Here is a 23,117-nt window from a genome sequence, read left to right as displayed (position 1 = left end):
AGTACTTTCCGTCCGGTTGTTTCGATCCCGATTGCCGCTCAGGCAGGATGAGTCGTGTCCGTTGCTGCGCGATGGTTCGCGGCACCGGGACGCCCCGCGCACTCTTCGAAGATGCGCACATGGCACTGTGCGCATATTTCCGGTGAAAGGGTTTCGATGATCGTGTGGAGTGCCTGCCGCTTGGTCGGGAAGATATGGTCCTGGCCCAGCTTGTCGATAAAGCCAGTCTGTTTCCACGTGTCGAGCACTTGCGTGCGCGGCCGATGGAAGTAGAGGTCGCCGCCCTCGGCGCGCCGTTCGGTCAACTCCGCTTCCCACATCTCGGCGCCAGCGAGGTCGATGAAGTTCATGCTCTTGGTCATCGCCAGCAGATGCTTCTGTTCGGAGTCGACCGTGCGTAGCCAATGCAGGCGGTCCGTCACGTATTGCACCGCGCCGAAATAGATCGCGCCTTCCATGCGCAGCAATTTCAACTGCGGACATTCCGGCTGCGGACGACGTAGCTCGTCCAGCGGTGTGAAGCGTCGGCCCGGATCATCCGCATCGGGTACGAGACTGCGCACGGCGGGGCGCGCAGTGCGATACAGGTACGCCACCAGCGACAGGATCGTGCCAAGCAGCACCGCCATTTCCAGGCGGATGACGAGCGTGGCCAAGAACGTGCCTACTGCAATCGCGAACTCCGTACGCGACAACCGCGCTATACGGCGCAGGCGCTGGAAGTCGAAGAGGCCCCATGCCACGAGCAGCAGCATGGCCGCGATGGCCGCCAGCGGAATCTGTGCGAGCAGCGGCGCGCTGACCATCACCAGCACCACCAGCAGCAACGCCGAGAAGACGCTGGCGAGCGGTGTCTGCGCGCCCGCCTCGAAGTTCGGCATCGACCGGTTCAGCGAGCCGCAGGAGATATAACCCGAGAACAGTCCGCCCGCGATATTCGACAGGCCCTGGCCAATGAACTCGCGGTTCGCGTCGATATGCTGGCCCGAGCGCAGCGCCACCGCCTTGGCGATCGAGATCGACTGGCCCAGCGCGACGATGGTCAGTGCGGCGGCGATGCCAAGCAGGTCCGGCACGGTGCGCCAATTGATATCGGGGACGTGGAACGGCGGAATGGCGGCCGGGATGGGGCCAACCACGTTGACGTGCTGCGCGAGGCTCCAGCCGCTATGGTTGAGCACCATCGCGGTGCCGAAGCCGGCCAGCAGCCCCAGCAGCATGAACGGAAGCCGGCGCGACACACGCTTGATGCCAACTGTCACCGCCAGCGTCACGGCACCGACGATCAACGCACTGCCATTGATCGTATCGAAGTTGTCGAACAGGAAACGCACCACGCCGAACGCGCTGGTTCCCGTGGGCACGGCCAGGCCGAACAGGTCCTTCAGCGCGTAGAGTCCGATCAGCGTGGCCGCGCCGCAGGTGAAGCCGAGCAGCACCGATGGCGAGATGAAATTGGCCAGTGACCCGAGCCGCAGGGCGCCCACTGCCAGCTGCAGGATGCCGACGAGCATCGTCACGGCCAGCGCCAGCGCGATATAGGCCGGACTGCCCGCAAATGCCACCGGGCTCAGCATCGCGAACAGTGCGAGCGAGTTGGCGTTGGTCGGCCCCGACATCACGTGCCAGCTCGATCCGAACAGCGCTGCGACGATGCAAGGCACCACGGCGGTGTAGATGCCGTATTGCGGCGGCAGGCCCGCCAGCGTGGCAAAGGCCACGCCCTGCGGCAGCACCAGCACGGCGCCGAGTAGTCCGGCGATGACATCGGCGCGCAGCGTCAGCGGGGTGATACGCCGCGTCCACGGGAACCAGCGCTGCAGGGCAGGGGGGCGGGCAGCAACGATCATCGATCAGCCGAGGTCGAGCGAGGCCACCACCGGCGTATGGTCGGACGGCTGCTCCCAGCGGCGCGGTTCCTTGTCGATCAGGCAGGTGCTGCAATGCGCCGCCAGCGCGGGGGAGAGGAGGATATGGTCGATGCGCAGGCCCGCGTTGCGGCGGAAACCCATCATCCGGTAATCCCACCACGAAAACGTTTTCTCGGGCTGCTCGAACATGCGGAACGAATCGACGAACCCCATCGCGATCAGCGCCTTGAACGCGTCGCGCTCCTGCGGTGAGACCAGATTCTGGCCTTCCCACTTGGCGGGGTCATGGACGTCGCGGTCTTCGGGCGCGATGTTGAAATCGCCCAGCAGTGCGAGCTTCGGATACTTGACCATCTCGGCGCGCAGCCAGTCGGTCATCGCCTTGAGCCAGTCGAGCTTGTAGACGAACTTGTCGGATTCGAGAGACTGGCCGTTCGGGAAGTACGCGCTGATAAGCCGCACGTCGCCGTAGGTGCCGGCCACCACGCGCTGCTGTGCGTCCTCGTAACCGGGAATGTTGCGCACCACGTCGGTGGGCGCCGGCATGGTGCCGTCGCGCGCCACAATGGCCACGCCGTTATAGGTCTTCTGGCCCGTGTAGATGCTGTGGAAGCCGGCAGCTTCAAGCTCGGCCAGCGGGTACTTGTCGTCGGGGAGCTTCAATTCCTGCAAGCACAGCGCATCGACCGGCGTGCCGGCGGCGTCCTGCGCGGCAAGCCATTGCAGGACCTGGGGCAGGCGCACTTTCAGGGAGTTGACGTTCCAGCTCGCGATTCTCATGTGTAGCTCTGTCGTTTTTCTTTGGGGTGGTCCGGGCCGGACAGCATGCTAACCGCCCAGCAGGTCGCGCTGGTTCAGGATAGCGAAAGCGATTTCCGGATGCGTGTCCATGCTGCGCCGGATCGCAGCCGGAATGGCCTGCCGCGTCTTGCGGCACAGACCTGGCTGATCGGCCATCTCGATCCGAAAGCCACGCGTGGTGCGCACCACGTTGTCACTGGGCGTGATCGAGATTTCCATGCCGAGCAGGTCGCGCATCCTGGCCTGCATGCGCTGCAACTCGTCGAGGGTTGCGATGTTTTCCAGCCGTTCGACGAGCTTCTTTTCTTCCTGCTGTGTCAGTTGCAGGATACGCCGATCCGCTGAAGGATCGGCCAGCAATACCTCTCGGTTGCAGACGCAGGCGCCCGGCGGACATTCCTTGCGAATCGGGAAAGGAAGGTCCATGTGCCGGGGGCCCGTTGGCGGGGATCAGGCCGTGGCTGCCGCCGTCTCGGCCATGCCGCCGTGCCGCAGCAGCGCGTCGATCTGCGGTGCGCGGCCGCGGAACGCCACGAACGATTCCATCGCCGGGCGGCTGCCGCCCACCGACAGGATCTCGCGGCGATACCGCTCGCCCACATCGCTATCGAGCACGCTGCCGGACAGGTTACTGGCTTCTTCGAACGCGGCGTAGACGTCGGCGGACAGCACCTCGGCCCACTTGTAGCTGTAGTAACCCGCCGCATAGCCGCCCGCAAAAACGTGGCTGAACGTGTTCGGCCAGCGCGACAGCGCCGACTGCGGCACCACATGCTTGCTGTCGTTGATCTGGCGCGACAGTTCCAGCACCGATACCGGACCTTGCGGATCGTAATCGGTGTGCAGATGCATGTCGAACGACGAGTACACGATCTGGCGCAGCGTCATCATGCCGTTCTGGAAGTTCTTCGCAGCCAGCATGCGGTCGAACAGCACGCGCGGCAGCGGCGCGCCGGTCTCCACATGGGCCGTCATGGTTTCCAGCACCTCGTATTCCCAGCAGAAGTTCTCCATGAACTGCGACGGCAGCTCCACGGCATCCCATTCCACGCCATTGATGCCTGACACGCCGAGGTCGCCCACCTGCGTCAGCATGTGATGCAGGCCGTGGCCGAACTCGTGGAACAGCGTGATGACTTCGTCGTGCGTGAACAGTGCGGGCTTGCCACCGACCGGCGCCGTGAAGTTGCAGGTCAGGTAGGCCACTGGCGTTTGCACCGTGCCGTTGTCACGTTCCTTGCGGCCACGCGCATCGTCCATCCACGCGCCGCCACGCTTGCCTTCGCGTGCGTAAAGATCGATGTAGAACTGCGCCAGCAGGGCGCCCTGCGGCGACACCACGCGGAAGAAGCGCACCGACGGATGCCAGGTCTGGGCCGTATCCGGCTGGATACTGACCGAGAACAGCTTCTCGACCACGCCAAACAAGCCTTCCAGTACCTTCGGCTCCTGGAAGTACTGCTTCACCTCGTCATCGGAGAAAGCATAACGCTTCTGGCGCAGCTTTTCCGAGGCATAGGCCACGTCCCACGGCTCGATCTTGTCGAGGCCCAGTTCGGAGGCTGCAAACTGCTGCAGTTCCTTCCAGTCGCCTTCGGCGTACGGGCGGGCCTTGACGGCGAGTTCGTCGAGGAACTTCAGCACGTCGGCAGGAGACTCGGCCATCTTCGGCACGAGCGAGACTTCGCCATAGTTGGCATAGCCCAGCATCTGCGCTTCTTCCCGGCGCAGGGCCAGTTGGTCACGCATGTTCGTGGTGTTGTCCCAGTCGGCCTGGCCCTGGTTGTACTGGGGCCCGAGTTCGGACGCGCGCGTGACGCTGGCCTCGTACATCGTCCGGCGCAGTGCGCGGTCGTCGGCGTACTGCAGCACCGGGAAGTACGAAGGGAAGTGCAGCGTGAACTTGTATCCCGGCTTGCCGTCCTTCTCGGCGGCCAGCTTCGCGGCTTCCTGCGCATCGGCGGGAATGCCGGCCAGTCGTGCGCCATCCTCGATATGGAGTGCGTAGGCGTTGGTGGCGTCTAGCACATGGTCCGAGAATGCCTTGGACAGTTGGGCCTGCTCGTCCTGGATTTCGGCGAAGCGCGGCTTGCGGTCTTCAGCCAGTTCCGCACCGCCCAGACGGAAGCCGCGCAGTTCGTTTTCCAGCAACTGCTTGCGGGCCGGCGACAGTCCGGCGAACTCGGGGCCGGCGGCCACGGCCTTGTACTTCTCATACAGCGCCAGGCTTTGTCCCAGCGACGACCAGAATTCGGTCATGCGGGGCAGATTGTCGGTGTGCGCCTTGCGCAGTTCGGGTGTGTCGGCCACGGCGCTCAGGTGGCCGACCACGCCCCAGGCACGGCCCAGCGGTTCGGTGGCAGTTTCGAGCGCTTCGACGGCGCTGAGCCAGGTGGCTGGCGTGGCCGGGTCTTCGGCGCGGTCGACGGCGGCCTGGGCCTGGGCCAGCAGCACGTCCAGCGCGGGGGCGATGTGCTCGGGGCGGATCTCGGCAAAGCGCGGGAGATCGGAGAAATCGAGTAACGGGTTGTTGGCGCGGTCGGTGGTATCAGTCATGGCAATTCCCGGCTTGGTGTGCCGCGCGAAGGGGAGGTGGCGCGGCACGTTACCTGTGCAAGATGAGGCCTTTGAGGCCAAATATCCAGTACGACTTTGCTATCGGCGCGATTGAAGCGCCATCCGGGCGTGCTTCAGGCCAGTCCGGCTACGCGTTCGGCGGATTCCAGCGTGTTGATCAGCAGCATCGTGATCGTCATGGGACCCACGCCACCCGGCACTGGGGTGATGTAGCCAGCCACCTCGCGCACGCCGGCGAAGTCCACATCGCCGCACAGCTTGCCGGCATCGTCGCGATTCATGCCAACGTCGATCACGGCGGCGCCCGGCTTGACCATGTCGGCGGTGATGATGTTGCGGCGGCCCACGGCGGCCACGATGACATCGGCGTTACGGGTATGGGCGGCGAGGTCGCGCGTCTTGCTGTTGCAGATGGTGACCGTGGCGCCAGCTTGCAGCAGCATCATCGCCATCGGCTTGCCGACGATGTTCGACGCGCCCACCACCACGGCATTGGCGCCGCGCAGCGGGAACTGCACCGATTCCAGCATCTTCATGCAGCCGTACGGCGTGCAGGGGCGGAACAGCGGGGCGCCGGTCATCAGCGCACCGGCATTGGCCACGTGGAAACCGTCCACGTCCTTTTCCGGGGCGATGGCTTCCAGGACCTTGTGGCTGTCGATGTGCTTCGGCAGCGGCAGTTGCACCAGGATGCCGTGGATCTTCGGGTCATTGTTCAGCGCGTCGATGCGCGCCAGCAGGTCCGCTTCCGACAGGTCGGCCGGATAACGGTCCAGCGACGAGTGGAAACCGTTGTCCTCGCAGGCCTTCACCTTGTTGCGCACGTAGACCTGGCTGGCCGGGTCTTCGCCCACCAGCACGACGGCGAGGCCGGGTTGGTGGCCGGCGGCGGTCAGGCGGGCGGCGCGCTGGGCGGCTTCGGCGCGGATTTGTTTGGCGAGGGCGTTACCGTCGATCAGTTGTGCGGACATGGGATTCGTAGCGGGAATGACTGGAAAGGCGGGCGCCGGGCCGGGGGCGACGGCGCGAAACCGCGATTATAAAGGTTCCATGGCGGGGCGAAGGCCTCCCGGCGGGCTTGATCACGTGCAAGCAGCGCTTGGACCCTCGCTGCTAGCATCCGGTTATGCACATCGAAGAATCTTCAATTCTGGCGTTCCTTGCAACCTGGCCGCTCCCGACGCTGGGCGTCGGGGTGCTGTTCTGGGCGCTGGTGCAGCGTCCGTGGCTGACCTTGCGCCGGGAAGCGCTCCAGCACGCGTGGCTAGGGTCGCTGGTTTTCCTGACGCTGCTGTGGTCTGCGCGCGCAACCGTGGGTGAGGGCGTGGTGATCCAGTTGATGGGCGCCTCGCTGGCAGTCACGATGTTCGGCCTGCCGTTGGCGATGGTGACGCTGGCGATCGTGGATGTGGTGTCGCTGCTGGGACTGGCCTACCTGTCGGGGAGAGGCTGGGCGCAGATCGACTGGGTGTCGCTGGGGCCGCGCTTCTTCTGGATGGCGCTGGTGCCGGGTGCGCTCACGGCAGCGCTGCAGGCCGCGCTACGGCGGTGGGTGCCGCGACATCCCTTCGTGTTCATTCTCGGGCACGGGTATTTCAGCGCTCTGGTCGCGGCCGTGGTGGCTGGCGGCTTGCGCGCGATCTGGCAAGTGCGGATGGGCGTGGCCCAGGGTGGACTCGGACTGGCCGACAGCCTGACCGGCGCGGTCATCATCGCGTTTGGCGAGGCGTTCCTGACGGGGATGCTGGTCGCGATTTTTGTCGTCTACCGGCCGCAGTGGCTGGTGACGTTTGATGAAGGGGAGTATTTGAGGGGGAGGTAGTCGAAGCCGAAACCGCTTCTAAACCGGCTCCCCTCTCCCGCTGTGCGGGAGAGGGGAGCAAACATGCAGCAGGGAACAAGAATCAGGCGTTCCGCGACAACGCCAGTCTCAGCAGGTCCGCCACCGTGTTGACGTTGAGCTTTTCCATGATGTTGGCGCGGTGCGCCTCCACGGTCTTGATGGAAATACCCAGATCGTCGGCGATCTGCTTGTTCAGGCGGCCGGCCACGATGCGCTCCAGCACCTGTTGCTCGCGCGTGGTCAGCTTGCCGAGGAGGTCCTTGGCGGCGCGCTGTTCGCGGGCGGTGGAGTGGTCCGAGCGGGCCTTCAGCAGCATGCGCTCCACCAGCGCGCGCAGTTCGGATTCGTCGAACGGCTTCTCGATGAAGTCGATGGCGCCTTTCTTCATCGTGGAGACCGCCATCGGCACATCGCCGTGGCCGGTGATGAAGACGATCGGGATCTCGATGTTCTCGGCGATCATGCGCTCCTGCAGCTCGGGGCCGCTCATGCCGGGCATGCGCACGTCGAGGATCAGGCAGGACACGGCATTCGTGTCGTAGGCGGAGAGGAACTGCTCGGCGCTGTTGAAGCTGCGCACCTGATAGCCGTTGCCCTCCAGCAGCCAGGTCAGCGAGTCACGCATCGCTTCATCGTCATCGACGATATAGACGGTCTCGCCACGATGCGGCGTGGGGCTGGGCGTTGCGGTCATGAAGTCTCCTGGGGCAAAGTCGTTTGCAACGAAGTGTAACTGCATGCGGCGGCGCGCAACACCCCCGGCGGATCAAAGTCCGGACGGCCTCCCGATGCCCCGCGGCAGAGGGTCGTCCGGCATGCCAGGGATGCTCCCGTTACTGTTCGGTTAGCGCCGATTGCAGTGGCAGCGTGATTTTAAACGTACAGCCGATCCCGTCCACATTGTTTTCAACCCAGAGGCGTCCCTGGTGCGACTCAATGATCGAACGGCAGATGTTCAGGCCCATGCCCATGCCGTCGGACTTCGTACTGAAGAACGGCTCGAACAGGCGCTCCTTGGTGGCTTCGTCCACGCCCGGGCCCTGGTCGATGACGTCGATGCAGCAACATTGACCAAACTCAACGTTTTCGATGCGGGCATGCAAGCGGACCACACCGGTGGCGCGCATCGCGGGCAGGCCGGCCATGGCTTCCACGGCATTCTTGAGCAGATTGACCAGCACCTGTTCGATCAGCACCGGATCGACGTAGAGCATCAGCGGCGGGGCGGGCAGGCGGGTCAGGATGGTCACGCGGCGGCGCGCGGCTTCCAGATCGGCCAGTCCTACGGCGTCGGCCACGATGTCGTGCAGCGCGGCTTCCCGCCGTTGCGGCTGGCTACGCTTCACGAAACCGCGGATACGGCTGATGATCGTCCCGGCGCGCACTGCTTGTGCGGAGGTCTTCTCCAGCACCGGAATCAGGTCTTCGGGCGTGCTGCGGCCCGAGTGCAGGCGCGCCACGGCGCCCATGCAGTAGTTATTGATGGCCGCCAGCGGCTGGTTCAGTTCGTGCGCCAGCGATGATGCCATCTCGCCCATCGTCGTCAGGCGGCTCGTGAACTGGATGCGTTCCTCGTGCTGCCGCGCCATTTCCTCGGCTGCCTTGCGGACCGTGATGTCGGTGGCAATCTGCATCTGCGCCAGGTGGCCGTCCACCCACTGAATGTAGCGGCGGCGGACTTCGAACCACTTTTGCATGTCCGGCACGAACACTTCACGCGCGTCCGAGGCGTACGGCATCAGTTCCGAGGCGGGCAGGCCGGCGTACGCATCGACAAAGTCGGTGTTGTCGCTCGACATCTGGTCCTTGTCGAAATCGTCGCCGGCCAGTTTCAGGTGTCCTTCCGCCTCCCAGCCGAACAATTGGCGGTAGTAGCGGTTGGCGAACAGCAGTTCGGCCTTGTCGGTGGCCAGCACGGACACGGCGGCGTCCAGGCTCTCCAGCACGGTAGTGAAGCGATCGTGCGCGGCGGCCAGTTCCTCGCGGGCGCGCTTGGGCTCGGTGATGTCCGTCATCGAGCTCATCCAGCCGGTATGGCGACCCCGGCTGTCCACCAGTGGGGAGACGTACATCCGGGCGAAGAAGCTGCTGCCATCCCGGCGCATCACGCGCATCTCGTAGCCGGTGGCGGGCGACTTGCCCTGGAGCGTCAGGTCGATCTGCTTCTGCATCTCCTGCTGGTCATTGGGCGGCCAGTAGGGGAAGGGCGGCACGCGGCCCACGAGATCGGCCTCGGTCCAGCCGGTCATGCGGCAGAACGCAGGGTTCACATAGGTGATACGGCCGTTGAGGTCCAGCGCACGGAGCCCGATCAGCATCGAGTTCTCCATCGCTCGCCGGAACGATGTCTCGGCCAGTAGCGCGCGCTGCGCCTCGGAGCGGCGGCTGGTGTGCCGCCACATGCTCCACAGGCTCCAGAGCAGGAAACACGACAGCCCCACCACCAGCCACAACAGCATGTTGTTGGGCAGGTTGGACGGCGGCGGATAGGCGTCGGCGCGCAGCGACAGCGAATGACCCGGCGGATCGAGAAGCACTTCGTACGACAGCGCGTTGCCCGGCACAGGCCGCACGGATGTACTCGCGCGCGTCTGGTTGTTCTTGTCGATCAGAGAAAAGCGGTAGCGCTCCGTCAGCTCTGGCGGCAGCAGATGGGTCAGGATGCCGTTGATCGAGTAGAGCGCGCCCAGCGTGCCCAGAAACTCGTTGTCGCGGACGATGGGTACTTCCATAAGCATGAAGCTGTCGCCGCGGTCGTTGGTCAGCGGCCGGGAGTAGACCACGCGCTGCGTCTCGCGGGCGGCGTCGAAGGTATCGAGTACCTCCGGCTCCAGTGGCTTGTCCACCGTTTCCCGGAGGCGGCCGGCGAACTCGGACGTGGACGGCAGCGACCAGCGCCCCTTACGGGTGGCGTCCAGCCAGTTGACGAAGACGATCTCTGGGTTCTCGCGCAGAATCTCCTGCGCGGCGGTCCGGTACGCACCTTGGTCCAGCTGCGCGGCAGCGATGTCGCGCGCCAGCGAGGCCATCTGGTCCTGGTTGCTCAGCAGCGAGAGCCGCACGCGTTGCTGGGCCCAGGCGGCATCGCGGTACAGCGCGTCGCGCTGCTGCTGCCGCTCGGTTTCGTGCAGCGACCATAGGATGACGCCCATCGCCACCGTGAACAGCACGATGGCCACGAGCGGGATGAACATAAACCAGCTCGTCGCCACCAGGTTGCGCCAGCGCAGGATCCAGAGCCGGCGCGGGGCTGGCGCCAGCGGCTCGGTGGTGTCGCCATGGTCGATGACATCCGCGCCGTGATCGGCGTGCGTGCCGGCATGACGGGCAGGGTGCGGGGAGGCGCCAGTGACGGATTCGCCTGCCGCGTCGGCGGCGCCGGAAGGCAGGATAGCCGTGCGTAGGCCGGAGAGGATTCGGTTGAGGAACTGCATAAGGGATTAACGGCTGACCGGCCAGTGTATCGAGATTATTGCGGTGCGTCGCTTGGGGAAACCGCCTATTCGCCACAAGGGATAGAAGGCGATGCCTGGAGGTCGGAAAACCGGTTGCAGCGACGCTTTCTGGTGCGCTGCCGCAATATTCCGCATTATAAAAAATGACTTCGTAATCTGAAAATTTCGCTTGTCAGCCGTTGCTGTGCTTCCATAGAATCGCTTCGACCGAATAAATGCGGGCGGGCGCCATGCGTTTGCCGAAGCCGAGATCCGGGCGAAAGCACCCACGAGAGGATCCGGGCACTGGCCAGAACCGATGCCAGGGCAAGAATAGCGTTCCGCCGCACGCGTCAGAATCGTCAGACCGAGCCAACCGGTCTCCCGCCATACCGTGGCGGACACCCGGGGCAGGAATTCACCAGGAGACAGTCATGTCCGCTGTACCAGAGCAGATCCTCGGCGCCAGCAGCGCCAACGACGCAGATCCCCAGGAAACGCATGAATGGCTGGATGCCCTGCAGGGCGTCCTGAAGGCGGAAGGCGCCGAACGCGCGGCCTTCCTGATCGACAAGCAGATCGAATACGCACGCGTGAATGGCGTGACGCAGCCGTTCCACGCCGAGACCCCGTATATCAATACGATCCCGGTGGAACTGCAGGCCCGCATTCCCGGCGACCAGGACGTGGAGCACCGTATCCGCTCGTACACGCGCTGGAACGCCATGGCCATGGTGCTGCGCGCCAACAAGCACACCAACGTCGGCGGCCACATTTCCTCGTTCGCCTCGGCGGCGACGCTCTATGACGTGGGCTACAACCACTTCTGGCGCGCGCCCTCGGAACAGAGCGGCGGCGACCTCGTCTTCGTGCAGGGCCACTCGGCTCCGGGCGTGTATTCGCGCGCCTTCCTGCTGGGCCGCCTGACGACCGAGCAACTGGACAACTTCCGCCAGGAAGTGGACGGCAAGGGCATCTCGTCGTACCCGCACCCGTGGCTGATGCCGGACTTCTGGCAGTTCCCGACCGTGTCGATGGGCCTGGGCCCGATCATGGCCATCTACCAGGCCCGTTTCATGAAGTACCTGGACAGCCGCGGCCTGGCCAAGGCTGGCGACCGCAAGGTCTGGGCGTTCCTGGGCGACGGCGAGACCGACGAGCCGGAATCGCTGGGCGCGATCGGCATGGCTGGCCGCGAGAAGCTGGACAACCTCGTCTTCGTGATCAACTGCAACCTGCAGCGCCTGGACGGTCCGGTGCGCGGCAACGGCAAGATCATCCAGGAACTGGAATCGGAATTCCGCGGTTCGGGCTGGAACGTGATCAAGGTGGTGTGGGGCAGCCGCTGGGACCAGCTGCTGGCGCGTGACACCAAGGGCCTGCTGATGAAGCGGATGATGGAAGCCGTGGACGGCGAATATCAGACCTTCAAGGCCAAGGACGGCGCCTACGTGCGCGAGAACTTCTTCAATACGCCGGAACTGAAGGCCATGGTGGCCGACTGGTCCGACGACGACATCTGGCGCCTGAACCGTGGCGGCCACGATCCGCACAAGGTCTACGCCGCCTACAAGGCTGCCAGCGAGCACAAGGGCCAGCCGACGCTGATCCTGGCCAAGACCATCAAGGGCTATGGCATGGGCGATGCGGGCCAGGCCATGAACGTGGCCCACCAGCAGAAGAAGATGCCGGTGGACGCCATCCGCGCGTTCCGCGACCAGTTCAGCATCCCGGTGCCGGACGACAAGCTCGAGGAAGTGCCGTACCTGACCTTCGAGGAAGGCTCGAAGGAACTGGAATACATGCGCCAGGCGCGCATGAACCTGGGCGGCTACCTGCCTACCCGCCGCCAGAAGGCCGAAGCGCTCAAGGTGCCCGAACTGACGGCGTTCGACGCGCTGCTCAAGGCCACCGGCGAAGGCCGCGAAGTGTCCACCACGATGGCCTTCGTCCGTATCCTGAACACGCTGCTCAAGGACAAGCAGATTGGCAAGCACGTGGTGCCTATCGTCCCGGACGAGTCGCGCACGTTCGGCATGGAAGGCCTGTTCCGCCAAGTCGGCATCTGGAACCAGCAGGGCCAGAAGTATGTGCCGGAAGACCACGACCAACTGATGTTCTACAAGGAATCGCAGACGGGTCAGGTCCTGCAGGAAGGCATCAACGAAGCCGGCGCCATGTGCGACTGGATCGCCGCCGCCACGTCGTACTCGACGCATGGCGTGCAGATGATTCCGTTCTACATCTACTACTCGATGTTCGGCATCCAGCGTATCGGCGACCTGTGCTGGGCCGCTGCCGACATGCGCTCGCGCGGCTTCCTGCTGGGCGGCACCGCCGGCCGGACCACGCTGAACGGCGAGGGCCTGCAGCACGAGGACGGTCATTCGCACGTCTTCCACGCCGCGATTCCGAACTGCATCTCGTATGACCCGACGTTCCAGTACGAACTGGCCGTGATCATGCAGGATGGCCTGCGCCGCATGTATGCCGAGCAGGAAGACGTGTATTACTACCTGACGGTGATGAACGAGAACTACGAGCACCCGGAAATGCCGGCCGGCTCGGAGAAGGACATCGTCAAGGGCATGTACCTGTTCCGCAAGGGCGTGGAAAACAGCAATGCGCCGCGCGTGCAGCTGCTGGGTTCGGGCACGATCTTCCGCGAGGTGATTGCCGCCGCCGAGATGCTCAAGAAGGACTGGGGCGTGGAATCGGACATCTGGAGCTGCCCGAGCTTTACCGAACTGGCCCGCGAAGGCCATGCCACGGAACGCTTCAACCTGCTGCATCCGACCGAGACGCCGCGCGAATCGTTCGTCGCGCAGAAGCTCAAGGGCGTGCGCGGCCCGGTCATCGCCTCGACCGACTACATCCGTGCGTTCGCCGAGCAGATCCGCTCGTTCGTGCCGCGCCGCTATGTGGTGCTGGGCACCGACGGCTTCGGCCGCTCGGATACCCGCGAGAAGCTGCGCCACTTCTTTGAAGTGGACCGTAACTGGGTGACGGTGGCCGCGCTGAAGGCGCTGGCCGACGAAGGTGCGATCGGTCGCGAAAAGGTGGCGGAAGCCATCAAGAAGTACAACCTCGACCCGAACAAGCCGAACCCGATGTCGGTCTGACCCCGGACTTGCACGACTGAACCCCCCGCAGCACGGCATGCCGCCGTGCCGTGGGCGCCCCCGGCTGGACCGGCGGTGCCCACGGCCGCTGGTGATGCGCGGCAGCGTGACAGATGCGTGAGGCCGGAGTAACCTCGCCGATTGCGTTTGTCCGATTGTCGCTACGTCGCCAACAACCAGGGTGCCGGCTGCCCAGGAGAGACACTGAATGAGTCAAGCGATTGAAATCAAGGTGCCGGATATCGGCGACTACGACGCCGTTCCCGTCATCGAAGTCCATGTGAAGCCGGGCGACGTCATCAACGCGGAAGACGCGCTGGTGACGCTGGAGTCAGACAAGGCCACGATGGATGTGCCGTCGCCGCAGGCCGGCACGGTCAAGGAAGTCAAGATCAAGGTGGGCGACAACGTGGCCGAGGGCTCGATCCTCGTCATGCTGGAACCTGCAGGCGCGAGCGCCGCTGCGCCCGCACCGGCGGCTGCCCCCGCACCCGCACCGGCGCCAGCCGCCGCTGCCCCGGCACCCGCTCCGGCCGCTGCTGCGCCGGCCCCGGCTGCCGCGCCTGCCGGCGGTGGCATCGTCGAGGTGAAGGTGCCCGACATCGGCGACTACGACGCCGTTCCCGTCATCGAAGTCCATGTGAAGCCGGGCGACGTCATCAACGCGGAAGACGCGCTGGTGACGCTGGAGTCAGACAAGGCCACGATGGATGTGCCGTCGCCGCAGGCCGGCACGGTCAAGGAAGTCAAGATCAAGGTGGGCGACAACGTGGCCGAGGGCTCGATCCTCGTCATGCTGGAACCTGCAGGCGCGAGCGCCGCTGCGCCCGCACCGGCGGCTGCCCCCGCACCCGCACCGGCGCCAGCCGCCGCTGCCCCGGCACCCGCTCCGGCCGCTGCTGCGCCGGCCCCGGCTGCCGCGCCTGCCGGCGGTGGCATCGTCGAGGTGAAGGTGCCCGACATCGGCGACTACGACGCCGTTCCCGTCATCGAAGTCCATGTGAAGCCGGGCGACGTCATCAACGCGGAAGACGCGCTGGTGACGCTGGAATCCGACAAGGCCACGATGGATGTGCCTGCCCCGCAAGGCGGCACGGTCAAGGAAGTCAAGGTCAAGGTTGGCGATAACGTGGCCCAGGGCACGCTGATCCTGATTCTCGAAGCCGCTGGCGCGGCGGGTGCTGCCGCTGCAGCGCCGGCTCCTGCCCCGGCTGCAGCACCTGCTGCCGCACCGTCCCCGGCTCCCGCTCCCGCTGCATCGGCACCGGCTCCGGCCCCCGCGCCAGCAGCCGCACCGGCTCAGGGCGTGACCGGCAAGGCCGCCCACGCCAGCCCGTCCGTGCGCAAGTTCGCGCGCGAACTGGGTGTGGATGTGTCGCGCGTACCGGGTTCCGGTCCGAAGGGCCGCATCACGCAGCAGGACGTGCAGAACTTCGTCAAGGGCGTGATGAGCGGCCAGACCGCTGCGCCGGCTGCTGCTGCGTCTGCTGGCGGTTCGGGCGTGGGTCTGGATCTGCTGCCGTGGCCGAAGGTCGATTTCACGCGCTTCGGCGAGGTGGAATCCAAGCCGCTGTCGCGCATCAAGAAGATCTCGGGCGCCAACCTGCACCGCAACTGGGTCATGATCCCGCACGTCACGAACTGCGACGAGGCGGACATCACTGAGCTCGAAGCGTTCCGCGTGAAGCTGAACAAGGAAAACGAGAAGTCCGGCATCAAGGTCACGATGCTGGCGTTCATGATCAAGGCCACGGTGGCGGCGCTGAAGAAGTTCCCGAACTTCAATGCCTCGCTCGACGGCGACAATCTGGTGCTGAAGAAGTACTTCAACATCGGTTTCGCTGCCGATACGCCGAACGGCCTGGTCGTGCCGGTCATCAAGGACGCCGACAAGAAGGGCGTGCTGGAGATCAGCCAGGAAATGGGCGAACTGGCCAAGCTGGCGCGCGACGGCAAGCTGAAGCCGGATCAGATGCAGGGCGGCTGCTTCTCGATCTCGTCGCTGGGCGGCATCGGCGGCACGTACTTCACGCCGATCATCAATGCGCCGGAAGTGGCCATCATGGGCGTGTGCAAGTCGTACATGAAGCCGGTCTGGGACGGCAAGCAGTTCGTGCCGCAACTGACGCTGCCGCTGTCGCTGTCGTGGGATCACCGCGTGATCGACGGCGCCGAGGCTGCACGCTTCAATACGTACTTCGCCGCGTTGCTGGCCGATTTCCGCCGCATCTTGCTGTAAGCGGTCGCTTAAACATGATTCTGGCGTCGTTGCGCGGCCTTGCCGTACCACTTGTACTGTCTGCGGCCGCGCGCCTAGCCAGAACCGCTTCGCTTCATGTTGAAGCAACCGCAACGCACGCCGGCAATGCCGGCGTGCGAAGAGTCAAAGTAACGTAGGGGGCGAGCCATGACGACCTGCGTTGTCGTACGTAAGGGTGACGAGGTGGCGATCGCGGCCGATGCGCTGGTGACGTTTGGCGATACGCGGCTGTCGCGTGCCTACGAGCGCAACCAGAAGGTGATTCCCGTGGGCGAGAGTTTCGTCGCGCTGGCGGGTACCACCGCGCATTTTCCGGTCATGCGCGCACTGCTGACGGGCATGGGCGACGAATGCCGCCTGATGAGCCGCGACGAGGTGTTCCGAACCTTCCTCAAAGTGCATGAAAAGCTCAAGAACGAGTATTTCATCAACACCAAGGAAGACGACGACGACCCCTACGAGTCATCGCAGATCGTTTGCCTGATCGCCAATCCGGGCGGCATCTATGGCGTTTATTCCTATCGCGAGGTGTTTTCGTTCGACCGTTTCTGGGGCATCGGATCGGGGCGCAACTATGCGCTGGGCGCGATGCACGCGGTCTACGACATGCCGGGCATGGATGCCGGCGCGATCGCGCGGATAGGTGTGGATGCCGGGATCGAGTTCGACAAGAGTTCGGCGGGTCCGATCGATGTGCATACGGTGAAGCTCCTGCAGCAGACTGAACAGCCCCAGCAGCCGGCGCAACAGGACGGCTCGGCAACCAACAACGACGGCGCGGCCTGAGCCCCCAGGCGGGCAGGGCGCGCATCCCAGGAGGAAAGCATGAGTGTGATCGAAGTCAAAGTGCCGGATATCGGCGATTTCGACGCGGTGGAAGTGATCGAAGTGCTGGTCAAGGCCGGCGATACGGTCGAGGAAGAACAGTCGCTGCTCGTGCTCGAGAGCGACAAGGCCAGCATGGAAGTGCCGTCGTCGTCGGCTGGCAGGATCGTGGACGTGAAGGTCAAGGTGGGCGACAAGGTGGCCAAGGGCACTGTCATCTGCACGATCGAAGGCGGCGCCGCGGCTGCACCGGCGCCCGCACCCGCGGCTGCACCGGCTCCTGCTGCCGCTCCGGCGGCATCGGCTCCTGCCGCCGCACCCGTGGCTGGCAAGCACAGCGGCTCGGCCGATATCCAGTGCGACATGCTCGTGCTGGGCGCGGGCCCCGGCGGCTACTCGGCAGCGTTCCGCGCAGCCGATCTGGGCATGAACACGGTACTGGTGGAGCGCTACGGCACGCTCGGCGGCGTCTGCCTGAACGTGGGCTGCATCCCGTCGAAGGCGCTGCTGCACAATGCGGCCGTGATCGACGAAGCCAAGGCACTGGCCGCGCACGGCATCCTGTTCGGCGAAGCCAAGATCGACCTGGACGGCCTGCGCCACTACAAGGAAAGCGTCGTCAACAAGCTGACGGGCGGGCTGGCCGGCATGGCCAAGGCGCGCAAGGTGCAGACTGTGCGCGGTATCGGCACGTTCCTGGACCCGAACCACCTCGAAGTGCAGGAAACCGAGGGCGACGCCAAGGCGACCACGGGCAAGAAGACCGTGATCCGCTTTGAAAAGGCGATCATCGCGGCCGGTAGCCAGGCTGTGAAGCTGCCGTTCATCCCTGAAGATCCGCGCATTTTCGATTCGACTGGCGCGCTGGAACTGCGCGACATCCCGAACAAGATGCTGGTTATCGGCGGCGGCATCATCGGCCTGGAAATGGCCACGGTGTACAGCACGCTGGGCGCCCGCATCGACGTGGTGGAAATGCTCGACGGCCTGATGCAGGGCGCGGACCGCGACCTCGTCAAGGTCTGGGACAAGATGAACAAGCATCGCTTCGACAACGTGATGCTCAAGACCAAGACGGTTGGCGTGGAAGCCAAGCCGGATGGCATCTATGTGAAGTTCGAAGGCGAGGGCGCGCCCGCCGAGCCGGTGCGCTACGACGCCGTGCTGGTGTCCGTGGGCCGCACGCCCAACGGCAAGAAGATCGGCGCCGAAAAGGCTGGCGTTGCCGTGACCGACCGTGGCTTCATCGACGTCGACAAGCAACTGCGCACCAACGTGCCGCACATCTTCGCCATCGGCGACATCGTCGGCCAACCGATGCTGGCACACAAGGCCGTGCATGAAGCCCACGTGGCCGCCGAAGCCGCCCACGGCGAGAAGGCGTACTTCGACGTGAAACAGATTCCGTCGGTGGCCTACACCGATCCGGAAGTGGCCTGGGCCGGCCTGACGGAAGAACAGTGCAAGGCGCAGGGCATCAAGTATGGCAAGGGCGTATTCCCGTGGGCCGCCTCGGGCCGCGCCATCGCCAACGGCCGCGACGAAGGCTTCACCAAGCTGATCTTCGACGAGGAAACCCACCGCATCATCGGCGGCGGCATCGTTGGCACCCATGCGGGCGACCTGATCAGCGAAGTTTGCCTGGCCATCGAAATGGGCGCGGACGCAGTGGATATCGGCAAGACCATCCACCCGCACCCGACGCTGGGTGAATCGATTGGTATGGCTGCGGAGATTTACGAAGGGGTGTGCACCGATGTGCCACCGCCGCGCAAGCGTTGAGTTTGGTTGTTGGATGAGAAAAACCCGCCGGAAGGCGGGTTTTTCTTTAGTGCCGCGATATCAGTATCGATACGCCACCTGCAACCCGGTTGTCACTCCTGCCGTATGCAGGCGCTCCGGCTTGTCAACCGGCATTCCGACAAACGCGTCGTACGATAGGCTGCCCAGCCTTGAGGTGCCGAATCCTCCGCGGAAGCCAATGACGGCGCCGGCTAGCTGCGTTCCTGCTTGGTTGCGCGTGGTGGGTCCAGCCACCCGCCCATAATCGAGCCCGGCATAGAACGCCTGTCCCGTGGCTAGTGGGACCTGCAATTCGTTGCGCCAGTAAAATCCCCTCTCGCCAGCCAGCATGCTTTCCCCATCGAAACCTCGCACCGTATAGCGGCTGCCGATCGTCAGGTTGTCGACGTAATAGAGACGATCATCGGTATATTGCCCCCGTACCGTCGTGATGTAGCGGAAAGGCAAATTGGCAAGCTTGAACGGCACCGAGAAATTGGCGTCTAGAACCATCATCCGATACCGCCATGTTGGGCCGCCGTTCACGGCCAACAGGTCGTCTTGCGCGCCCAAAGCCCCGAGACCCTGGCGGTAAGACAGCGTGGCATCGAGTTGGGACCGGCCGAGATAGTGACGATCCGTCAGGCCAAGTTCCAGGATCGTATTATTCCGCCGCTGGTGCGAGATTTCGGAGTCCTCGATGAAGCTCCGGCCGAATCGACGCGTCAAACGCATGTGCATGCCGAGCACGTCGTTTTGGCTGCGGTGCAATACCCGATGCAGTTTGAGATCGATATTCTCCGACTTGCCGCTGGATATGAACGTCTGATTGGCGCCCGCGATCTGCTGGAAGTAGTTGCTGCTGGAAGCTGAGAGGGTGGCGGTCCAGTATCCCCAGGGAATCGAGTAAAAAGTGTTCCAGCCCCGGGGTACCAAACTCCTTGTCCTCGACCATCACGTCCTGACTGAAACCGACGTTGAAAATGTCGCTCAGGCCCAGCGGATTGTCGATGCCCAGACTTAGATTTCCCTGCCATTTGCCCGTCGAGCGCGATCCCGAATTATCGACAGACGCCACCAGCGTCCACGGCTTGCCGCGTTTGACCGTGATTACCACATCGCTGAGGCCCGGAACGGGCGTCGGCATGATCTGCATGTCCACGTCCTGACTGGCAACGCGTTTCATCTGCTCCAGCCCTTGTTCAAGATCGCGCAAATTCAGCAACTGGCCGGCCGAGGTCGGGAAAGCCGCGCTCCAAGTGCCCCACAAGTCCGGCTTGCTGAAACGGATCTCGCCGATCACACCGGGAATCAGCGCCAGTTTCAGCGTGCCCGACGTCAGGTCCTGCTCGGGCACCAACACGCGCGTGGTCACATAGCCCCGCGAGAGAATCGTTCGGGACAACTCCTTGATCAGCATGCCGACGCCCTGGCTGCCCAGGCATTCTCCTTGGTAGTGATCCAGCCAGAGCTGGGCAAAGGCAAACGGATCCATCGGCAGGGCCGAGGCGCCGCCGGCTTGCAGATAGACGGGGAGATCGGAGGGAACTTCCAATACGAAACGCTGAACCGGAAAGCAGGGCGCTTCCTTCGGCATCGACGGGCGCTCGGCATGCTCGGTCGCGGGGGCGAGTACTGATGGTGCGTTCACCGCGGCGCTACGCTCACGCGCCTCCTGCTGCTGGCGATGGCGTTGTTCCTGCTCGGCATTATTCAGGGCCGCCGCTTGCCGGGGAACTGGCAGGGTCTGGGCGTTGATGGAATTTGAAGTGCCAAGGAGGCTGATGGCCAGCGAAGCAACGGTGGCAATTTTGGTGAGTTTTAGAAACATCGGCGTTGGAGGGGCCAGAGGGGGCGTCCGGGCCGGTTAAAAAGTGAATGAGTTCGAGTGGCGGTTCTGAGCGTACGTATTAATTTATTCTTTATTTAAATGGTTTATTTTTTGCGTCTTAAAGCATATAAGAGGGGCTCATTCTCTCCTATTGCAAATATGACTTTGCAAAGTCCGGCAATTATTGCGGAGCAACCTACTCGCTGAAGGCTTATGCGACAGAAATAGTAAAAGATATCTGTATTCGAGCATACGTGACGCGCCAGTTCATTTGCCATCCCCGTAATGATTTTTTGGCGACTCGAATGATTCGAGAGGGTCACTGAGTAACCCGGCTCTTCTTAATGGTTTCCGTAGATTTTTTGCGAAGATAACAAAAAATATAAGAAACAATGGCGCGCCGAAATATAGTAAAGATTCATTCTCTACAATTTCAAAAATTCCAGCGATCAAAAATGACCAAAATCCAGTACCAAACGCTGCAGCCACCACAATGGTAGATGCGATTTGAAATCTAGCATACGGGGCTTGCTATTTCATTTTGATTCTCCGGTTAATTCGCCGCCGCTCAATATAATTCCGAATTACTTGGTCAAAAACATTCTATCTTTTGAATATATTGGCCACCACAGATAAAAATCCCAAGATTGCTCCGACCAGTGCCACTATTCCAATATCTGCCAAAAAAGATTCAGACACCCCGTTTCGCCAAGGTGCGCCAGCTAGTAGAAGCTGAAAAAGCGATGGTTAGGAGTAGCCTTGGCATTGTCAGGTCAGGCCGCACCATGACGGATGGTTGTAAAATATCGTGGTAAATAATGGATCAATGGCGAGATCTAAAAATGCGATGAGAACGACGACCCCGAAGGAATGCAGCAATGTCATGGGGAATGCAATGCGAATCCATGTGCGATATTGCGCTTTCATTTCTAATTCTTCTGTAGATATTTTTCACGCCACGGATGTTTGTTTGGTCAATCCTTCCCTGGGGTGTCGTGTGATCGTAAGAACGAATGTCCACATGCTCGGCAGCTTTTTGCGGAGAGGTCGACATAAGGCATGGGGTGCCCTAATGGAATGCGACTGCAAAATGGGCAGCGGTACATTTTTACTATCGACAAAAACAAGATTGCCACATATATTAAGATATAAAATACCGAAAGGTACTTGTGAGATTCAGGGAGAAAATTTAGAAAATATCCACCCAGAAATCCAATTGCCATGAAAGATATTATTGCATAACGAATTGCATTGAATTTTTTTATTGTTTGAATATCGGATTTCATGATTATTTCCTTTTATAGCTGAATTCAAATAGGTTTGCTTTTGCTTCCGCACCAACCCCAGTGGTCGGCGAAATTCCCGCACCAATCCTTGCCTCCCCGTATGTACCAGTTTCAGGTTTATTTTTGATATTGGAGTAGAGTCCCCCACCAACACCTATTTGTCCCGAAACTGGACCAAAAAATACATTTCCGGCCGCCGATGAGCCAATGCGATAATCGCCAGATTTGGCATCATCGTCGTACCTGAAAATATCAGCATTGGCCCCATGACTCGTACCTCTCATCCAACCATGGGCTCCGATCCCTACGCCAAGCCCTAACTTGGTCGCAGTCGGCGAAATACCGGTGAATCCAATCTCTATTTCTCCACCGACTCCAAGATAGATGCCTGCACTTACTGCCCAAGGTTGAGGCTTAAGATCGGGGGTGTGACTGACATTTAGTGCGCGCTGCTCTACTGTAGGGCTTCCGTCGGTACTGCCATAGAGAGTTGTATTCCTTCGCTCCGCATCTGTCGCGTTGAACAGGTCGCCGCCATGCATCGAAATAAACTCCGTCGCAGCACGATCTGCACCGGGCGCCTTATTGGCTACGGAATCAACCAGCCGATATCCACCTGACAGCAACATATTCTCAGCGTCAGAAACCGAAATTGGATCGCCCGTCTTCTCCGCATAAAACTCCGCAAACTCCTTGGCGTTGTCCTTCGCCCATTTGCGTTCGTCCGGATGCAACTGCCGATTAAACCGATCCACGTTCGCCCCCGTAGCCGCACCAGATCCACCCCCCACAGCCGCCCCAATCCCCCCAGCCACGATATTCGCCGCAAGATTCCCAGTCGCTTCGTCGAGGTTGGCATTCCCGGTGCCAACGCTTCCCGACACGGCACTGCCCAATTCAGCCAGTTTCCCAGCCGCCAGCGATGACGCCCCGGCACCGACCGCGCCAGCAATCGCATTTGCACCGCCCAGCCCGGCGATCATGGCTCCGCCGGCTGCATGCAGACCGGCGCGATACTCGCCGCCTTCCTTCCAGCCTTCGACGTCGGCGGTGGCCTTTTCCAGGTTGGCGCGGTTGTCGTCGCTGGGGTCGGCCTCGAATGCTTTCTGCGCCTTGTCCTGGGCTATCGCTGCATCCTTGAGCTTGCTGCTCGCAATATCCCCCACCGACTTCGCCACCGCCTCACCGGCCGCCTGCGCCGCAGCCATCGTGTCGGCCTGTTTGTTCAGCAAGTTGTTGAGGTCGGGGCCTTTGCGAACGGTCGAATTGGTATCGGTCGTATCGCGATTGAGTGTCGCCACGTCTTGCTTCTGGTTGGCGTCGTCCGTGATATGGATCGCGCCATCCGCGATGCCGGACTGCGCCGTGCCGCGTTGGCGGCCGCTTTTGTGCTGCGGGATCATGGGACTCACGCCGCCGGTGTTCTTGCCGGAGGTCTGTCCGGTCTTCTCGTCCTTGACCTTGGGGCCGAAGGTGAAGCCACCG

Annotated in this window: 13 protein-coding genes and 2 pseudogenes; 5 read left to right on the top strand and 10 right to left on the bottom strand. The window is 62.7% G+C overall.

What is annotated here, in order from left to right; translation table 11 throughout:
* Positions 1-38: 38 nt before the first annotated feature.
* The 5 genes from ABDB81_RS20580 to folD form a co-directional block, all read right to left on the bottom strand.
* Complete coding sequence (locus ABDB81_RS20580; protein WP_346813289.1) at positions 39-1,850, bottom strand: SulP family inorganic anion transporter; 1,812 nt, start codon at positions 1,848-1,850, stop codon at positions 39-41.
* Between the two features lie 3 nt (positions 1,851-1,853).
* Positions 1,854-2,651, bottom strand: coding sequence for an exodeoxyribonuclease III (gene xth / locus ABDB81_RS20575; RefSeq protein WP_137925805.1), 798 nt, complete (start codon positions 2,649-2,651; stop codon positions 1,854-1,856).
* A gap of 48 nt (positions 2,652-2,699) precedes the next feature.
* Positions 2,700-3,098, bottom strand: coding sequence for a hypothetical protein (locus ABDB81_RS20570; protein WP_137925806.1), 399 nt, complete (start codon positions 3,096-3,098; stop codon positions 2,700-2,702).
* 24 nt (positions 3,099-3,122) lie between these two features.
* Complete coding sequence (locus ABDB81_RS20565; RefSeq protein ID WP_160472086.1) at positions 3,123-5,228, bottom strand: M3 family metallopeptidase; 2,106 nt, start codon at positions 5,226-5,228, stop codon at positions 3,123-3,125.
* Between the two features lie 134 nt (positions 5,229-5,362).
* Complete coding sequence (gene folD / locus ABDB81_RS20560) at positions 5,363-6,220, bottom strand: bifunctional methylenetetrahydrofolate dehydrogenase/methenyltetrahydrofolate cyclohydrolase FolD (RefSeq protein WP_160472087.1); 858 nt, start codon at positions 6,218-6,220, stop codon at positions 5,363-5,365.
* Between the two features lie 155 nt (positions 6,221-6,375).
* Between folD and ABDB81_RS20555 the strand changes: the two genes are divergently transcribed.
* The gene (locus ABDB81_RS20555; RefSeq protein ID WP_137925809.1) at positions 6,376-7,071 is read left to right on the top strand and encodes an energy-coupling factor ABC transporter permease; all 696 of its coding nucleotides are present in this window, start codon (positions 6,376-6,378) and stop codon (positions 7,069-7,071) included.
* 82 nt (positions 7,072-7,153) lie between these two features.
* Here the strand turns inward: ABDB81_RS20555 and ABDB81_RS20550 are convergent, their stop codons facing one another.
* Positions 7,154-7,786 (bottom strand): response regulator transcription factor, encoded by a 633-nt coding sequence (locus tag ABDB81_RS20550; RefSeq protein WP_137925810.1) that lies wholly within the window; start codon positions 7,784-7,786, stop codon positions 7,154-7,156.
* Positions 7,787-7,925: 139 nt separating this feature from the next.
* Positions 7,926-10,526 (bottom strand): PAS domain S-box protein, encoded by a 2,601-nt coding sequence (locus tag ABDB81_RS20545; RefSeq protein WP_346813286.1) that lies wholly within the window; start codon positions 10,524-10,526, stop codon positions 7,926-7,928.
* 434 nt (positions 10,527-10,960) lie between these two features.
* On the opposite strand from ABDB81_RS20545, the gene aceE reads away from it, so the two are divergent.
* The 4 genes from aceE to lpdA all read left to right on the top strand — a co-directional run bounded on the left by aceE (position 10,961) and on the right by lpdA (position 18,515).
* On the top strand, positions 10,961-13,648 hold the full coding sequence (aceE, locus tag ABDB81_RS20540; RefSeq protein ID WP_137925812.1) for a pyruvate dehydrogenase (acetyl-transferring), homodimeric type: 2,688 nt from the start codon (positions 10,961-10,963) through the stop codon (positions 13,646-13,648).
* Positions 13,649-13,856: 208 nt separating this feature from the next.
* The gene (gene aceF, locus ABDB81_RS20535; protein WP_346813284.1) at positions 13,857-15,887 is read left to right on the top strand and encodes a dihydrolipoyllysine-residue acetyltransferase; all 2,031 of its coding nucleotides are present in this window, start codon (positions 13,857-13,859) and stop codon (positions 15,885-15,887) included.
* 168 nt (positions 15,888-16,055) lie between these two features.
* A complete protein-coding gene (locus ABDB81_RS20530) occupies positions 16,056-16,694 on the top strand; it encodes an MFS transporter (RefSeq protein ID WP_346813282.1) in 639 nt (212 codons plus the stop codon).
* Positions 16,695-16,733: 39 nt separating this feature from the next.
* Positions 16,734-18,515, top strand: a complete 1,782-nt coding sequence (lpdA, locus tag ABDB81_RS20525; RefSeq protein WP_346813281.1) for a dihydrolipoyl dehydrogenase — start codon at positions 16,734-16,736, stop codon at positions 18,513-18,515.
* A gap of 60 nt (positions 18,516-18,575) precedes the next feature.
* Here the strand turns inward: lpdA and ABDB81_RS20520 are convergent.
* From ABDB81_RS20520 to ABDB81_RS20510, 3 genes and pseudogenes are all read right to left on the bottom strand, one after another.
* Positions 18,576-20,346, bottom strand: a pseudogene (locus ABDB81_RS20520) (ShlB/FhaC/HecB family hemolysin secretion/activation protein).
* A 768-nt stretch (positions 20,347-21,114) separates the two neighbouring features.
* Positions 21,115-21,273 (bottom strand): hypothetical protein, encoded by a 159-nt coding sequence (locus ABDB81_RS20515; RefSeq protein ID WP_171020426.1) that lies wholly within the window; start codon positions 21,271-21,273, stop codon positions 21,115-21,117.
* Positions 21,274-21,634: 361 nt separating this feature from the next.
* Positions 21,635-23,117, bottom strand: a pseudogene (locus ABDB81_RS20510) (hemagglutinin); the annotation flags it as partial.

Origin of the sequence: Cupriavidus sp. DL-D2 (genome assembly GCF_039710735.1) — a bacterium.
Taxonomy (GTDB): domain Bacteria; phylum Pseudomonadota; class Gammaproteobacteria; order Burkholderiales; family Burkholderiaceae; genus Cupriavidus.
The sequence above is the reverse complement of the archived record's forward strand: the minus strand, read 5'-3'. Positions and strand labels throughout refer to the sequence as shown.

Coding starts and splice junctions, on each gene's coding strand:
- ABDB81_RS20580 (WP_346813289.1), bottom strand. CDS start 1,850: ATGATCGTTGCTGCCCGCCCCCCTGCCCTGCAGCGCTGGTTCCCGTGG.
- xth (WP_137925805.1), bottom strand. CDS start 2,651: ATGAGAATCGCGAGCTGGAACGTCAACTCCCTGAAAGTGCGCCTGCCC.
- ABDB81_RS20570 (WP_137925806.1), bottom strand. CDS start 3,098: ATGGACCTTCCTTTCCCGATTCGCAAGGAATGTCCGCCGGGCGCCTGC.
- ABDB81_RS20565 (WP_160472086.1), bottom strand. CDS start 5,228: ATGACTGATACCACCGACCGCGCCAACAACCCGTTACTCGATTTCTCC.
- folD (WP_160472087.1), bottom strand. CDS start 6,220: ATGTCCGCACAACTGATCGACGGTAACGCCCTCGCCAAACAAATCCGC.
- ABDB81_RS20555 (WP_137925809.1), top strand. CDS start 6,376: ATGCACATCGAAGAATCTTCAATTCTGGCGTTCCTTGCAACCTGGCCG.
- ABDB81_RS20550 (WP_137925810.1), bottom strand. CDS start 7,786: ATGACCGCAACGCCCAGCCCCACGCCGCATCGTGGCGAGACCGTCTAT.
- ABDB81_RS20545 (WP_346813286.1), bottom strand. CDS start 10,526: ATGCAGTTCCTCAACCGAATCCTCTCCGGCCTACGCACGGCTATCCTG.
- aceE (WP_137925812.1), top strand. CDS start 10,961: ATGTCCGCTGTACCAGAGCAGATCCTCGGCGCCAGCAGCGCCAACGAC.
- aceF (WP_346813284.1), top strand. CDS start 13,857: ATGAGTCAAGCGATTGAAATCAAGGTGCCGGATATCGGCGACTACGAC.
- ABDB81_RS20530 (WP_346813282.1), top strand. CDS start 16,056: ATGACGACCTGCGTTGTCGTACGTAAGGGTGACGAGGTGGCGATCGCG.
- lpdA (WP_346813281.1), top strand. CDS start 16,734: ATGAGTGTGATCGAAGTCAAAGTGCCGGATATCGGCGATTTCGACGCG.
- ABDB81_RS20515 (WP_171020426.1), bottom strand. CDS start 21,273: ATGAAAGCGCAATATCGCACATGGATTCGCATTGCATTCCCCATGACA.